At 58.5% G+C, this 13,387-nt stretch carries 12 protein-coding genes; 9 read left to right on the forward strand and 3 right to left on the reverse strand.

The annotated features are described in order from the left end of the window. The first annotated feature begins 407 nt into the window (after window positions 1-407). From BUB53_RS05605 to BUB53_RS05620, 4 genes are all read left to right on the forward strand, one after another. Window positions 408-944, forward strand: a complete 537-nt coding sequence (locus tag BUB53_RS05605; protein WP_073033743.1) for a hypothetical protein — start codon at window positions 408-410, stop codon at window positions 942-944. Between the two features lie 198 nt (window positions 945-1,142). Next, a complete protein-coding gene (locus BUB53_RS05610) occupies window positions 1,143-2,360 on the forward strand; it encodes an FAD-dependent oxidoreductase (protein WP_073033744.1) in 1,218 nt (405 codons plus the stop codon). Beyond that, window positions 2,347-2,697 carry a DUF3817 domain-containing protein gene (locus tag BUB53_RS05615; RefSeq protein ID WP_011747820.1) on the forward strand — a complete coding sequence of 117 codons (351 nt, stop codon included), beginning with the start codon at window positions 2,347-2,349 and terminating at the stop codon, window positions 2,695-2,697. The genes BUB53_RS05610 and BUB53_RS05615 overlap by 14 nt, the downstream gene beginning before the upstream one ends. After that, window positions 2,684-3,073 carry a YbaN family protein gene (locus tag BUB53_RS05620; protein ID WP_073033745.1) on the forward strand — a complete coding sequence of 130 codons (390 nt, stop codon included), beginning with the start codon at window positions 2,684-2,686 and terminating at the stop codon, window positions 3,071-3,073. Before BUB53_RS05615 ends, BUB53_RS05620 begins: the two co-directional genes overlap by 14 nt. A gap of 40 nt (window positions 3,074-3,113) precedes the next feature. Here BUB53_RS05620 and BUB53_RS22405 read toward each other — a convergent pair whose 3' ends face one another. Continuing rightward, a complete protein-coding gene (locus BUB53_RS22405; protein WP_128492929.1) occupies window positions 3,114-3,341 on the reverse strand; it encodes a hypothetical protein in 228 nt (75 codons plus the stop codon). A gap of 60 nt (window positions 3,342-3,401) precedes the next feature. Continuing rightward, a complete protein-coding gene (locus tag BUB53_RS05625; RefSeq protein WP_081465031.1) occupies window positions 3,402-4,349 on the reverse strand; it encodes a helix-turn-helix transcriptional regulator in 948 nt (315 codons plus the stop codon). A gap of 49 nt (window positions 4,350-4,398) precedes the next feature. Here BUB53_RS05625 and BUB53_RS05630 point away from each other — a divergent pair, with 49 nt between their 5' ends. Both BUB53_RS05630 and BUB53_RS05635 read left to right on the forward strand, forming a co-directional pair. Then, window positions 4,399-6,600: a TonB-dependent receptor gene (locus BUB53_RS05630; RefSeq protein ID WP_229709499.1), complete on the forward strand. Its 2,202-nt coding sequence runs from the start codon at window positions 4,399-4,401 to the stop codon at window positions 6,598-6,600. A gap of 2 nt (window positions 6,601-6,602) precedes the next feature. Next, complete coding sequence (locus tag BUB53_RS05635) at window positions 6,603-7,829, forward strand: MFS transporter (protein ID WP_073033746.1); 1,227 nt, start codon at window positions 6,603-6,605, stop codon at window positions 7,827-7,829. A 20-nt stretch (window positions 7,830-7,849) separates the two neighbouring features. On the opposite strand, the gene BUB53_RS05640 is transcribed toward BUB53_RS05635, so the two are convergent. Then, window positions 7,850-8,851: a helix-turn-helix transcriptional regulator gene (locus BUB53_RS05640; RefSeq protein ID WP_073033747.1), complete on the reverse strand. Its 1,002-nt coding sequence runs from the start codon at window positions 8,849-8,851 to the stop codon at window positions 7,850-7,852. A gap of 158 nt (window positions 8,852-9,009) precedes the next feature. On the opposite strand from BUB53_RS05640, the gene BUB53_RS05645 reads away from it, so the two are divergent. From BUB53_RS05645 to BUB53_RS05655, 3 genes are read left to right on the forward strand one after another with little or no spacing between them, the layout of a single operon-like run. Beyond that, window positions 9,010-10,197: an MFS transporter gene (locus tag BUB53_RS05645; RefSeq protein ID WP_073033748.1), complete on the forward strand. Its 1,188-nt coding sequence runs from the start codon at window positions 9,010-9,012 to the stop codon at window positions 10,195-10,197. Further along, window positions 10,194-12,182, forward strand: a complete 1,989-nt coding sequence (locus tag BUB53_RS05650; protein ID WP_073033749.1) for a TonB-dependent receptor — start codon at window positions 10,194-10,196, stop codon at window positions 12,180-12,182. Before BUB53_RS05645 ends, BUB53_RS05650 begins: the two co-directional genes overlap by 4 nt. A 3-nt stretch (window positions 12,183-12,185) precedes the next feature. Further along, window positions 12,186-13,346 carry an FAD-dependent monooxygenase gene (locus BUB53_RS05655; protein ID WP_073033750.1) on the forward strand — a complete coding sequence of 387 codons (1,161 nt, stop codon included), beginning with the start codon at window positions 12,186-12,188 and terminating at the stop codon, window positions 13,344-13,346. Window positions 13,347-13,387: the final 41 nt, after the last annotated feature.

Here is a 13,387-nt window from a genome sequence, read left to right on the forward strand (position 1 = left end):
AACCCATGCCCCTTGACCTCGCAGCCTAAAACACCGACTCTTCATATGCCCGGAGCGCGCCGCCAGGGAATTTCCACAGCATTCGCGACACGACCGCGATACATCAACTGCCGCTCTTGGATTGACTCGCTTGATCGTGGCGAAAGCTATATCTGACATCTTTTCGAGACTGACAGCGACGCTCGCACTGGTTCCCAAAGGTACTGATACTCTGTCTGTCAGGAACGTGTCGCCGGTATTCCACGTGGGGTTCATAATTCAATTCGCTTTGATTCTGCTTTCAAGATGGATAATTGCAGAAGTGGCAGATGTTGTAGACGTCACCGCACTTGTCAGACACAGAAAAGCGCCATAGATAACTTTGAGCCCCCGTCTGGTAGCCACATTTTCTTTCCTTCGAGGGGTACATGCGCTTTCTACTCGTTTTTTACTCATCCGCCACCCATGAATGGCGCATATTGGATACGGCGTCTCTGCCGGTGAGCTGTCTCTCTGGCCTGCCTGGGGTGCTGCAACATGAGCAGGACGTGATGTTGCGCTGGTTGTTGGGGTGCTACGAGGTTCTGGAGCTCACTACGCCGCCTGTGACTGAGGGGGACAGTGACTTTGTCGGCGAGTACGCCGAGGTCTATTCCCTCGCCACCCAAGTCTCGATGGTGCCAACCGACGGAGAATATCGTGGCCCCTGGCTTGAAATATTGCGCGAGACCCAGTCTCCAGCCGCGACACTGAGGCTCCGCAAGGCCTGTGTAGCATGCTCAGACGCTGGTCTTCGGCTGCTCAATTTGCGCGTGAAACGACCCTTTGATGTATCGAATGACGCCTGCCGTGCAACCGCAGCACGATTGACAGATTGGCAGAACCTGAAAGTCGCCCAAGACCGGCGCTTTGCATGCGCGCGGGACAATCCCAAAGCGCTTACCGATTGGACGGATAAGGTCTGACCGCAGTCTGGCTGCATTAGTTCCAGGTCGATTTGCCTGCGACCGTGCCATTCGGGGATGCCTCATAAAGGCGTGGCAAAGCCCGTAGTATCGCGATAGCCTGACGCAGAAAGCTTCCAGCACAAACAGTTTAATGCCGCAAAACCACGCTTTGCTGCCAGAGGCCTAAAGTTTCCTTAATTCGACGGAGGGGAAAATATGGAAGCGTCACAAAGCTGCGTGATTGCGGGCGGCGGCCCGGCGGGCATGATGGCCGGGCTCCTGCTGGCGCGGGCGGGGCTGCGTGTGACGGTGCTGGAAAAGCATCCCGATTTCCTGCGGGATTTTCGCGGCGACACGATTCACCCGGCGACACTTGAACTCATGGCTGAGTTGGACTGGCTGGAAGAGTTTCTGGCCCTGCCGCATCAGAAGGCCCCCGATCTGCATGCCGAGATGGGCGGCAGGCAGGTGACCATCGCAGATTTCTCGCATCTGCCGCTGAGCTGTCGCTACATCGCCTTCATGCCGCAATGGGATTTTCTGAACTTCCTGGCCGGGAAAGGCGAAGAGCTTCCGAATTTCCAGCTGCTGATGGGGCACCGTATTGTCGAGCTTCTGCGCGAAGGGGACCGCATCTGCGGTGTTCATTGGGAAAACGACGCCGGCGACGAGGGCGATATTCATGTGCCACTGGTAATCGGGGCGGACGGGCGGCAATCCGTCGTGCGCGAGCAGGCGGGGCTGGAGGTGGTGGATTTCGGCTCTGCCGTTGACGTCATCTGGTTCAGACTTTCGCGATCACCCGACGATCCGGCGCCTGCCATGAGCCATGCCGGACCGCAACAGGGGCTGGTGCTGATTGATCGGGGCGACTTCTGGCAATGCGGCTATGTGATCCGCAAAGGCGGTTTCGACGATTTGAAGGCCTCGGGTCTGACAGCCTTTCGTGCCGCGCTTGCGGCCCTCGCGCCGCTGCCTGAGAAACGCTTCGAGGAAATTGCCGACTGGGATCAGGTGCATCTGCTCTCGATCCGCATGGATCGGCTCAAACGCTGGTGGGCGCCCGGTGTGCTCTGTATCGGCGATGCGGCCCATGCCATGTCCCCGGTGGGCGGGTTCGGGGTGAACCTAGCCATCCAGGACGCGGTGGCGACTGCGAATATCCTTTCCGGACCATTGCGGGACGGGGTGCTTTCCGAGACCGATCTGGCCCGGGTGCAGGCTCGCCGAATGTTTCCGACCCGCGCCACGCAGCGGCTGCAACGGATGATGCGTCGGAAGCGCAATGACAAAGGTGAGGCCGCGCCGCGCCCGCCGGGGTTCTTGCGGATGATTGCGCGCTTTCCGATCCTCTCACGCCTGATGGGGCGGCTCATCGGGATGGGGTTCCGTCCTGAACATATCTCCAAGGACCTTCTTCATGACCAGAGCTGATCCGGGGCCGCGTTCCGCCCTGTCTGAACTCACGTTTCGCGTTTTTCGGGGCGCTGCTCTCATCGAGGGTGTCACCACCCTGGCGCTGTTTCTCGTGGCGATGCCGATCAAATACGCGCTGGACAATCCGCTCTGGGTACAGGTTGCAGGCCCGATCCACGGTTATGCCTTCCTGGCCTATATCGCGCTGATGATTGCCGCGATCTGGGGGCGTGGCTGGAGCGGATCGGATTGGGCGCGCACCACCGCCGTTTCCTTCGTGCCGTTCGGCACATTCCTGAACGACCCCTTCCTGATGCGCCGTAAGGCCGGGGAGCTCCGCCATGCGACCGGATAGACGCGGCGGGGCAGCCGTCCTGCGGCATATCTTCCTGGCCTTGGGGCTGGGCTTCACAGGATTGGGCTTCCTCGGCGCCTTCCTGCCGGTGCTGCCAACAGTGCCCTTCCTGATCGTTGCGGCTGCCTGCTTCGCCCGCTCTTCGGAGCGCCTGGAAATGTGGCTTCTGTCGCATCGCCGCTTCGGCCCGCTGCTGACAGACTGGCGTGAGTGTGGGGCAATCCCGATGCGAGCGAAATGGATGTCGCTCGGGGGATCGGTCCTAGGGTTCATTCTCTTCGTCCGGGGCAGTCACCCCGGCTGGCCGCTCATGCTTGCCGTGGGCGGGCTGATGGCTTTTGGCGTCGTCTATGTGTTCACGAGGCCGACCGCATAAGGGGCATCAGACGTTGGCGTTCGGCTCGCCATTTTGCCGGTCAGTGCGAGATGTCACCTCGTTTCATGTAGGTCGCGGAAAGGCGCTTTCGATTGGTAGGAACCCCGGAGAACTCAGTTTTGAGCAGCTTGATCACCGTCATTTCGCGCTCGGGGTAGGAGCGCGAGAGCCGCTGTAGCGCTGCTTCCTCGGTTTTTGCAGTCACGAGATGCTGAATTCTCCCGACATGTTCGATGTCGGCTGTGATTGAAAAGATTATTGTGGTCACGATTCTTACACTCTCTTGGGGCCTCTATCTCTTTTACCACTTCGGCACAGGTCTATGCATTCATCCTTTTCGGTGCAGCTCATTTGGCAACATACCAAACTGTTTGCGGAAAGCTGCCGAAAAATGGCTAAGATTGACATAGCCGAGATCCGCCGCGACCATGGTTACTGACGCGCGGCCGACCGAAAGTCGATGGTGCGCTGCGTGCATTCTTTCTCGCTGGAACAGTTTATAGGGGCTCGTGCCGAAGAGTTTTTTGAATCCGCGTGTGAGTGAGGGGGCGCTCAGACCAGCCTCGAACGCAAGTGCCGGAATGCTGGGCGCGGCACTCAAATCCGCTAGAAGCAAATCTCTCGCGCGCAAAAGCTTACGTCTCAAATCGGGGTTAACGCTTTCGACCCGCAAATCTGTCCGACACTCAAGAAATAATCCTACGACCGATAGCGCTTGTGCCTGGTACCAAAGCGGATGGCGTCGCGGTGGTTGGGTCTGATCGTGAAACGCAAGCTCTTGGTTGATCAGATGAATGACAGCGGACAACTCTCCTCCGAGATATCCCCCGCTTGAACCACCATGTTTGGCGAGGTGAATGAGCTCGTTATCGCGATCATCGACCCATTGGCTGAACAGGTCATTGTCGATCATGAGCGTCAGGTTTTCGAGAGATCCCTTTTGCCGGTAAATGCCGCTGCGCCCCGGGCAATATTCTATTGAACCCGTGTTACACCGCACGGGCAGGTGGTCGTCTGGTTTGTCAGTGAAGTTACGCGAGGCAGTGCCCTTGAGATTTGTTGTGAAGCTCAGGCTGACACGGTCGCTGTCGTCTTTCAGCGGCAGTTCCATGCCGCTTTGAAAGCGGCCAGCCCAGTAAAGGAGGTCAACCCCGTCCTGCAGTTTGAGGAAGACGGCTCGACATTGACGACCCTGAGTGGGGTGGAACAGATCGGTGTCACGTAAAGCCTTGGAAACCGGAATGAAACCATCTGCCTCCCTAAATGCATGTCCCATAGCCTGCCCCACTTTGAACTATACCTGATTGATTGAATCAGGATTGAGTTTGATCGAAATCGGGCGGCGCGGCAAGCCGCGATCTGATCTGTTTGGCGTAATCTCACGCTATTGGAGCCCGAAAATTCTCATGCGCTTGCCTACACGACCTATCTCTTGTCCGCATACTTTCGTGATAGTCCTGACGATCAGCAGTACCTCGTTCTTTCCTGCGATGGGCCGCGCACAAGACCAGGAGACGTCCGAGTTTCTTGGGGTTATCCAGCTCGATCCGATTACAATTGAGGGGCAGAACGATCTTATGAGTTCTTCCACTGTGCATGAGCGCGAAGATATCGAACAGGGGCGTTTGCAAAACTTCGAGGATGTTCTGCGGGCAACCCCCGGGGTTGGCGTGAACTCTTCGGGTGGGACGAACCTCTCGACCGTCTACATTCGCGGTGTAGGGTCGATGTATCCCATGAGCCTTGATGACAGTGCGGCAACATTTACATTGGACGGCAGCCCGTTGAGTGCACGGCATATCTCGCTGGGAACGCTCGATGCGGAGCGGATCGAGATCCTGAAGGGGCCACAGGGCACGAAATCTGCTGCTGCAGCTTTGGCTGGGACCGTCAATGTCATCACTGCAAAGCCGAGCCGTGCGTTGGAAGGGTATTTGCGCAGTGAAATGGGTCAAGAGGGGCAGTACCTTCTGGAGGGGGCCGTGGGTGGTCCGTTGTCGGAAAGCCTGAGCGGTCGGGTGGCGCTGCGTTATTCCGGCAGTGAGCATTGGGTGGAAAACAGGCAGACGGGCCAGCCGGTAAGCGATCCGAAGGAGCTTGCGTTTCGTGGCTCGCTTCTTTGGGAGGGGCAACAGGGAACATCGGCTTTGTTGACCTATGAGCATCAGAAGATCGAGGCATTGCCCAATTTGATAATGCTCAAGCCCTATAATCGTTACGGTGAGCTTGATCTAACCCCGAACCTCTATGATCAGGTCGAAAAGTCGCTTGATCGCACAGCACTTCAGGTAACCCATGATTTTGGGGAAAGCCGGATTACCTCTCTCACGTCCTACCTGACAGGAAAAAATACGGAGGTCGCGGCGTATGACCGGATCCTCTATGGCGCACTTTATGGTGCGCCGGGAGAGTTCTGGAATATCGACGAGGCGCAAGAAATGGTCTTCAATCAGGACATTCGATGGGCGTCTTCGGATGGAGCTCCGTTTGAATGGGTTCTCGGCGCCTCTTTTGAACATTTCGATGGTTCTTATGATACACCGCGCAATACATACGGGACGTCCAGCGCGACGTTCCGCGATTTCGAAAGCGAGCGCTATTCGCTTTATGGTAATGTGACCTTTCCCCTCAGCAGCGATGTGAAGCTCAGCGCTGGGTTGCGTCAAACCTGGACCCAGTCCAGTTATAACGGTGCCTATCACGGCGGCGGTTCGGTTGTGTATGAGAACCGCTCGCGCAGTGAAGACTTTCTGACAGGGCAGCTTGGACTGTCATGGGATGTCGCGCCGGAAACCAGGCTCCATGCAAAAATCGCACGCGGTCATGTGCCAGGGGGCTACAATATCTACGCAACCCAGCCGGCCGACAGCGAGCCCTATCGAGGCGCGACGAACGATTCTATTGAAGTTGGTTTCGCGACCGCTTTCGCAGACGGAGCCTTCGAGTTGAGTGGTGCGGTATTCGCCAATCGGGTCGAAGATAATCACTTGCTCAGCTATGACTCGGCAACTTACGTCGTGAGTGCCTTGAATGCTGATACGCGGAGCCGTGGCATAGAGTTACAGGGAACTTGGTATGCAAGCCCCTCGTTTTCGATTGGTGCCGGGCTGAGTTACATTGATGCTGAAATCACCTCCAATGTGCTCGGGATCGGCGACGGGGATGTGCATTCCGGCAACAAGGTGCCGGATGTTGCGCCCTGGACCGCTCATCTCTCGGCGAATTACAGGCAGGCTGTGCCAGCTCTTCTAGGGTTTGCAAATCCTATCCTTGACGCCCGGCTTGATTATAGTTTTGTCGGGAGCCGGCCAGCCGATCCACAGAACCATTTTGATCTTAATCCCTATCATAAGCTCGATTTGCGGCTGGGGCTGACGCAAGGGCAAACTGAGTTTTATGTCGCCGCGGAGAATTTGCTGGATGAGCAGATCGAGCTTTACGGCTACTATGCACCTGGCAGCGGTACAAGTTATGGGGGGATCGCCCGTGGACGCACAGTGACCGTTGGCGTGATGCACAGGTTCTGAACATGGCGGATGATCTGGGGTGCGAAGGCAGCGCCAATGTCTTAGGCATGCGTCAATGGGCTCTTCTCGCAAGCCTCTATTCGACGCAATATCTCGGCCTGAACTTTTTCGTGGTCGCTCTGGTGGCAATCCTCCGGAGCGAGGGAGCCGAGCTCGACACATTGGGGCTGGTCTACATGCTCGGGTTGATCTGGCCGCTCAAACTACTCTGGGCGCCGATGATAGATCGCTTCACGATAGGTCGAGGCGGCCATTTTCGCGGCTGGCTCCTGTTGACGCAGGGACTTTTGGTCTTGCTGTTGCTAGCAATTGGTAGGTTCGATGTGATCGACGATTTTCCGCTTGTCTATGCGCTCTGTCTTGCCGTGGCCTTACTGGCTGCGACTCAGGACATCGCCGTGGACGGACTGGCATGCCGTCTCCTGCCGGAGACCCGTCGTGGTTTGGGGAACGGATTGCAGATCGCTGGTGGTCTAGCGGGCAATATGGTGGGCGGCGGTCTGATTCTGATGCTCTATCCTCAGATCGGTTGGGCAGGCTGTTTGACACTGCTCGCTGCCCTCACAGCCATTTCTGCGGTGCAGCTTATTGGATTCGAGGAGCCCGCCTGGCGGCGATCCGGGGATGCGACGGGTAAGCTCTATCGCAGGATGATGGTGTTCTGGTGGCAGCCAGGGCAGAGGTGCTGGTTGGGGATAATTCTGCTCGTTTCGGCATCAAGCGGAATGGCTTATGCTGTTCTGATGCCGCTTTTGGTAGATCAGGGATGGGGGCCAGCGCGAATCGGCTTAGTGGTGAATGTGCTCGGCTCCATTGCTGGCCTCGTCGCAGCCCTGATCAGTGGATGGCTGATGTACCGTTTCAGTCGTCGCGACGCGCTGGTTCTGGGGGTGGGCTTTCAGATCATCGGGATCACTGTGCTTCTTTTGCCGGCCTGGGGTATGACCCAAGCAGCGGCGATGGGTGCGATTGTATATTTCCTTTGCTATAATCCGGTCTCGGTTGTGATGGCAGCCATGATGATGGACCGCGCCGCGCCGCAAAGCGCTGCCACGGATTTTACCCTGCAGTTTACGTCCGGACAATTCGCCGCGATTGCGGCCATGTCCGCAGGTGCGCCCATGGCCGCTCAGATTGGGTATGGAGGCGTTTTGGGGGTCGCTCTCGGGACCGGATCGATGGCTTTGTTGCTGTCCGTGGGGCTCGGTCGAAGCCGAGCCGCAGGATGAAGCGCTGGCGCGGTTCGGGCTTATGCGTGTTTTCCCGTATCGAGCGGGGGTTTCGACAAGCGCAGCATCTCTGAAGGTGTTTGGCCGAAGCGCCGTCGAAAGAGGGTCGTGAAATGACTCATGCTGTCATACCCAACGATCAGCGCGGCGTCCGTAACGGTGCTGTCGCCTTCAATCAAGAGCTTGCGGGCTTCGCTCAAACGGCGTTCTTGCAAAAACCCATAGACTGCATATCCGGTCTCGGCGCGAAAGCTCCGTTTCAGGCGGTTATGGGAAATGCCTGCCGCTATGGCGAGTTCGGGAACCGTCCAGCTTCGACTCAGATCGCTATCCATCAAGGCGATAACTCTTTGTACAGCTCTTTTGTCGCGCGTGAGTATTGCCGTCGGAGCAGATTGAGCAGCAAGCGCGCGGATCGCTTGGTCGATGATGTCGAGCGATCGGGCTTCCACGGTGAGATCGGCGGTGCCGGACATGCCCGATTGGAACAATGCCTGCGCGTTGGTCATCAGACGTGGCGGCATGGGTAATATGCCGGTCCAGACCGAAGGACTTACAGCAGTCGAATAGGGATGTGCCGAGCCAAGGGCCTCAACGGACTGCGGGCCGCCCAGAGCTCTCCACAAGGGGGGCGAAAGCCTGATGTCGATACCACGAAATCGCGAAGAGGATTTCAGCCGGTCCTGCCCGGATGCGCCTTCAGGCGCGATCATGCAGTAGAAGCCGGGGCGAAACGGGATCGGGCCGTATTGCGCGTCTCCTTCGGTGATCCAGCCGGTGCCGGTGGCTTCGAACAGAATGTTAAGTGCGACACAGGGAGCCGTATGCATGTTAGTATCTGTGTTGGCATTGATCTCCATGTCGAACAAGGAGATCGTCAGCCCCTTGCGCGCGCCGAGGATACGATAACTGCCGCTTTCCGGTTCACCGCTGGGAGATGGTGTCAGCGGCTGCGGCCCCAGAACCGCCACCTCATGCGGTTCTGCATGGGCGAGTTGGCGCGTTTCAATCTGAAAGCCCATTCTAGTGCTCTCCAAAAATAAAAGTCTGATCCCATTATCAGAATACCCGATCACAATAGTCAACTTTTGTATTTCGGTATACGCCCCTGAAAACACAACGAATCCAAGGTCGGTCCAAGGACGTGCAAGTCTCAATATCATCAAGGCGAACTGTTTGGATGCCTGCTTTTGCTCTCGTCGGGCTCTACGCCGCGCAATCCATCACCGGCAGCATGGTCCAAAGTGCCTTGCCCGTGGTTTTACGTGACGCCGGGGTAGCGCTAGACCGGATTGGTTTGTTGTCGTTGTTGTTTTTGCCCTGGGTACTCAAGGTGTTCTGGTCCCCACTGGTTGATCGTTTTTCCACTCCGCGCCGATGGATCTTGATGTGTCAGGGCCTGTTGGCACTGAGCTATGTAATCGGCGCGGCATTCGCGCCTACGACGCAACTTGCGGCGCTGTTGCCAGTGGTCTTCGTGATGGCGCTTTTGGCCGCGACACAGGACATCGCGACCGATGCCGCCGGTGTGCATGCCACCACCCGCCAAACGCGATCTCTTGCCAGTGGCGCGAGCACGGTCGGGGGCTATGCCGGCTTCCTGATCGGCGGTGGCTTGTGGCTCTGGGTCTACGCTCGGGCAGGATGGGAGCTCTCGATGGTCTTTCTAGCGGTTGCCATGCTGTTGCTTACGCTCCCGGTGCGCGCGTTACGGATCGAACGTCCTGAAGGCACGACGAAGCGGCCATCGTTGCGCCACAGCCTCAAGAACCGGACTTTAATACGCGGGGTCGGTTTTCTTCTGCTGTGGCAAAGTGCGGTGCGGCTCGGTGCGGCGATGACCGGCCCCATGCTTGTGGATGCCGGTTTTTCGCTGGACGCGATTGGTTGGTTGCGCGGTGCGGGCGGCATGATCACCGGCCTGATAGCCGCAGTCGCCGGTACGCTTATGTGCCGACGTTTCGGCACCCGTTCCGTGCTGCTGTCGGCGGGGCTCGGTGTGGGGGCTTGTTGCGTAGGGCTTGCAATCTGGGCGGTTGCGCCCGGTGCTCTCTGGGGGCTGGCAACACTTCAGCTTAGCCTGTCTGCGCTGACGGCGATTTCCTTCGTGGCTCTTTATGCCGAGATGATGAACTGGTGTGCGCCGGACCAGGTTGCAACCGATTTTGCACTGTTGCAGAGCCTCGACGCCGGACTCGCTGTAATCATTGGGATTCTGGCCGGACAGATTGCGCAGCACTTGGGTTATGCGCCTGTCTTCGGTGGGGCCGTGGCATTGCTTTTCTGCGCCCTGCCGCTGGTTCGGCGCTGTATGGGCAAGCCTTTGCCCCCTGAAATTTCTTTGAACAATGTGGAGATAGCCGAATGAATCGCAGCCTATTCAATACGATCTGTGTTGCGGCGCTGACCTTCGGCGCAGCGCCTCTGACCGCTCAGGAAACCTCGAACGACGACGTGTTCGAACTCGGAACGATCTATATCGTGGGAGCCAAGCGGCCTCAGGATGCGCTGAGCTTTCCGGGCACCGTCGCGCAAGCCGATGCGTCGGAATTGAGCGGGCGCGGGGTCCAGACGGTGGCGGATCTTGATCGTGTCTTTCCGGGGCTTGCGGTCGATACACGGTCATCCCGGGTCTATTCGAACTTCACCCTCCGTGGCCAGTCCTCGCTGGATTATTACAGCCCGTCGGTGCAGGTCTATGTCGACGGGCTGCCGCAGGATCCGGCGGTTCTTGCGCAGATGTTCCCCGGCGCTCTGGAAAGCGCTGAAGTCCTCTATGGACCGCAAGGTAGCCTCTACGGGCGTGGCGCAGTCGGTGGTGTGATCAATGTGACCACCCTGAAGCCGGGTGAGGGTGATCGCTTCTCCTATTCACTCGGCGGTTCCGAGGAAAGCTATCAGGCGCAACTGCGCGGGGAACTGCAATTGGCGGAGGGTCTCTGGGCCGACTTTTCACTGGCCCGCAACGACGCGGGGGATGACCTTCAGGTTATGGGCACGGGAGAGGATGTGGGCGGCACCGTCGAAGATCGCGCGCAGCTGCGACTGCGTTATGCGCCCGAGGGTAGTCCGCTCGACATCACATTCAGTGCGGCGCGCAACGAAGTGGAGTCCAGCGAGGAACAGTTCGTCATGGGCACGGCGCTGGCGGCCCGACAAGCGGTGCCGTTTCCTTCGAAATATTCGCATGATACCAATAGCTTCGGTCTCACGGTTGATTACGATCTCGGCTGGGCGACATTTTCCTCGCTCACGGGTTACCAGGACCGGTTCCTCGATCGGACGATTTTTGGCTCATACACCCCGGAATGGCAGGAAACCCTGACGCAGGAATTCCGGCTTTCCTCCGCGACAGGTGGACCTGTCGAGTATGTGGCGGGCTTGTTCTATTCGAATTCCGAATTCCGCCGTGAAGCCTACGGTTCGACGACGACGCAGAAGACCGAAAGCTATGCAGCCTTCGGGGATCTGACCTGGCATGCCACGGACCGGCTGGATGTTGTTGCCGGGGCACGCTGGGATTTTGAGACCACCGATGCAACCGCGACTGGCGTAGTCACCATGCGGGGCAGCGATGATTGGAACGCGTTTTCTCCGAAGCTCGGGCTGAGTTATTCAATTACACCGGAGTGGCAGGCGTACGGGATCGTGAGCAGTGGATTTAAGGCGGGCGGGTTTACGCGCACGCTGACCCCTGCGAATATCGCATATACCTATGACCCCGCGACGACTTGGAACGGCGAGGCGGGCCTGAAGTACCGGTCGAACAATGGCACGATCGAAGCCTCCGTCGCAGCCTATTACAGCGTGACGGAAGACTACCAGATGTTCGTGGGTACGGCCCCGGCGCAATACCTTCAAAACGTGGGCGAGGTGACAGCCAAGGGTATTGATGCGACCCTACGGATCAACCAGGGGCCTTGGGGGCTGAGCGGTGGCGCTACGTGGGGAGAGTCGCGTTTTACCGATTATGACAGCAGTGCGACGCCGGGTCTTTCCTATCAGGGGAATGATGTTCCCTATGCGCCGGAGTTTACGGCGCGGCTGGCGGTCGATTACACGCATGAACTGGGGGCAGGGCGTGGCCGTCTGATCCCTCGGTTGGGGCTCAGCTATCAGGGAGATATCTGGTTCGACGAGGCCAACAGTATCGGTCAGGACGGGTATTGGCTGGTTGATGCCGGGCTCGCCTGGGAAATGAGCAACGGTGCTGTTCTGGATCTCTATGCCACGAACCTGACGGACGAGACCTATGCCTCCTATGGCTTTGACGCCAGCAGCTACGGGTTGGGCGATGTGTATCAGCTCGGACGCGGGCGCGAGATCGGTATCCGCTTGACCCAGAGGTTCTGAGCAATGCGTGTCCTCGTTCAGGGTGCCGGGCCGGCAGGGGTGGCGCTCGCCCTTGCTCTCCGAAGGCATGGGATTGTAACGCACCTTGTCGACAGAGCCTCGGCGGATCGGCGCGACGGTTTCGCGGTGGGGCTTCACGGCAGCGGCCACCGCGCGGTGGAACAGTTGGGGCTGCTGCCTGCCTTGCAGGCGCAGGCCGTGCCTCTTGGCGAGGCGCGCTATCTCTATGCCGATGGACGTGAGCACTTTCGCTATGACTATCGCCGGATCGCGTCAGCGATGAACGGGCGAATGCTGATGATTATGCGCGATGCTTTGCAGGACGTGCTGATCGGGACGGCGAAGGACATCGACATCCGCTTCCAGCTCAGTGTGAGTGCGTTGGAGCAGGATGCTGGCGGTGTTTCCGTTGCGCTCAGCGATGGCAGCGAAGAGCGATACGATGCAGTCATCGGCGCGGATGGCTATCGCTCCGGCGTGCGGCGGCTGGTCTTCGGTGATAGCGCCGATTCTGTCCGCAACCTTGGCTATCGGATTGCCGCCTGGCATTGCCGCCCAACCAAACCGCTGAAGGCATCGGTGGTCGGGATGGCGGATGTCGATCGCCACGCCACGCTCTACGCCCTTCCGAACGGCGAGGCGGCCACGCTGTTCTGCTGGCGCGATACGGACGAACAGCGGTTGAACGCTGCGGAACGGCAAAAGCGGATATTTGAGGTGTTCGGCGGCTGGGCCGAACCGGTCGCCAGCGCTTTGGGCGACTGTGCCTATTGGGAAGGCTGTTTTGTCGATACCGTGTCCCAGATCGAAATGCCGTGCTGGTCGAAAGGGCGGGTGGCACTGTTGGGGGATGCGGCTTGGTGCCCGACGTTCCTGTCCGGACAGGGTACCTCGCTGGCGGTGGCCGGGGCTGTGGTGCTGGCAGAAGAGCTCGCCGACCAAGCGCCCCAGATTGCATTTGCATCCTACGAACGCCGACTGCGTCCGGCTGTGACCAGGGTTCAGGCCGGTTCCCGGCGTATTGCTGGACAATATGTGCCAACCAGTGAGCGTTCCATGCGGCTGCAGGGCTGGCTGGCACCGGCGCTGTTTTCCAGGCTGCTGCTTCCCATCGTTGCGCGACGGATGGCACTCGCACAGATCGAATTTGATACATTCGTATAAATTGAAACATAGTGTTGCAAAATAATTTGCGTACCGCTACT

Source organism: Roseovarius pacificus, assembly GCF_900142665.1.
GTDB lineage: Bacteria > Pseudomonadota > Alphaproteobacteria > Rhodobacterales > Rhodobacteraceae > Roseovarius > Roseovarius pacificus.

What these genes read in the sequence shown, in the direction of transcription:
- BUB53_RS05605 (WP_073033743.1), top strand. Translation starts at nt 408, where the DNA reads ATGCGCTTTCTACTCGTTTTTTACTCATCCGCCACCCATGAATGGCGC.
- BUB53_RS05610 (WP_073033744.1), top strand. Translation starts at nt 1,143, where the DNA reads ATGGAAGCGTCACAAAGCTGCGTGATTGCGGGCGGCGGCCCGGCGGGC.
- BUB53_RS05615 (WP_011747820.1), top strand. Translation starts at nt 2,347, where the DNA reads ATGACCAGAGCTGATCCGGGGCCGCGTTCCGCCCTGTCTGAACTCACG.
- BUB53_RS05620 (WP_073033745.1), top strand. Translation starts at nt 2,684, where the DNA reads ATGCGACCGGATAGACGCGGCGGGGCAGCCGTCCTGCGGCATATCTTC.
- BUB53_RS05625 (WP_081465031.1), bottom strand. Translation starts at nt 4,349, where the DNA reads ATGGGACATGCATTTAGGGAGGCAGATGGTTTCATTCCGGTTTCCAAG.
- BUB53_RS05635 (WP_073033746.1), top strand. Translation starts at nt 6,603, where the DNA reads ATGGCGGATGATCTGGGGTGCGAAGGCAGCGCCAATGTCTTAGGCATG.
- BUB53_RS05640 (WP_073033747.1), bottom strand. Translation starts at nt 8,851, where the DNA reads ATGGGCTTTCAGATTGAAACGCGCCAACTCGCCCATGCAGAACCGCAT.
- BUB53_RS05645 (WP_073033748.1), top strand. Translation starts at nt 9,010, where the DNA reads ATGCCTGCTTTTGCTCTCGTCGGGCTCTACGCCGCGCAATCCATCACC.
- BUB53_RS05650 (WP_073033749.1), top strand. Translation starts at nt 10,194, where the DNA reads ATGAATCGCAGCCTATTCAATACGATCTGTGTTGCGGCGCTGACCTTC.
- BUB53_RS05655 (WP_073033750.1), top strand. Translation starts at nt 12,186, where the DNA reads ATGCGTGTCCTCGTTCAGGGTGCCGGGCCGGCAGGGGTGGCGCTCGCC.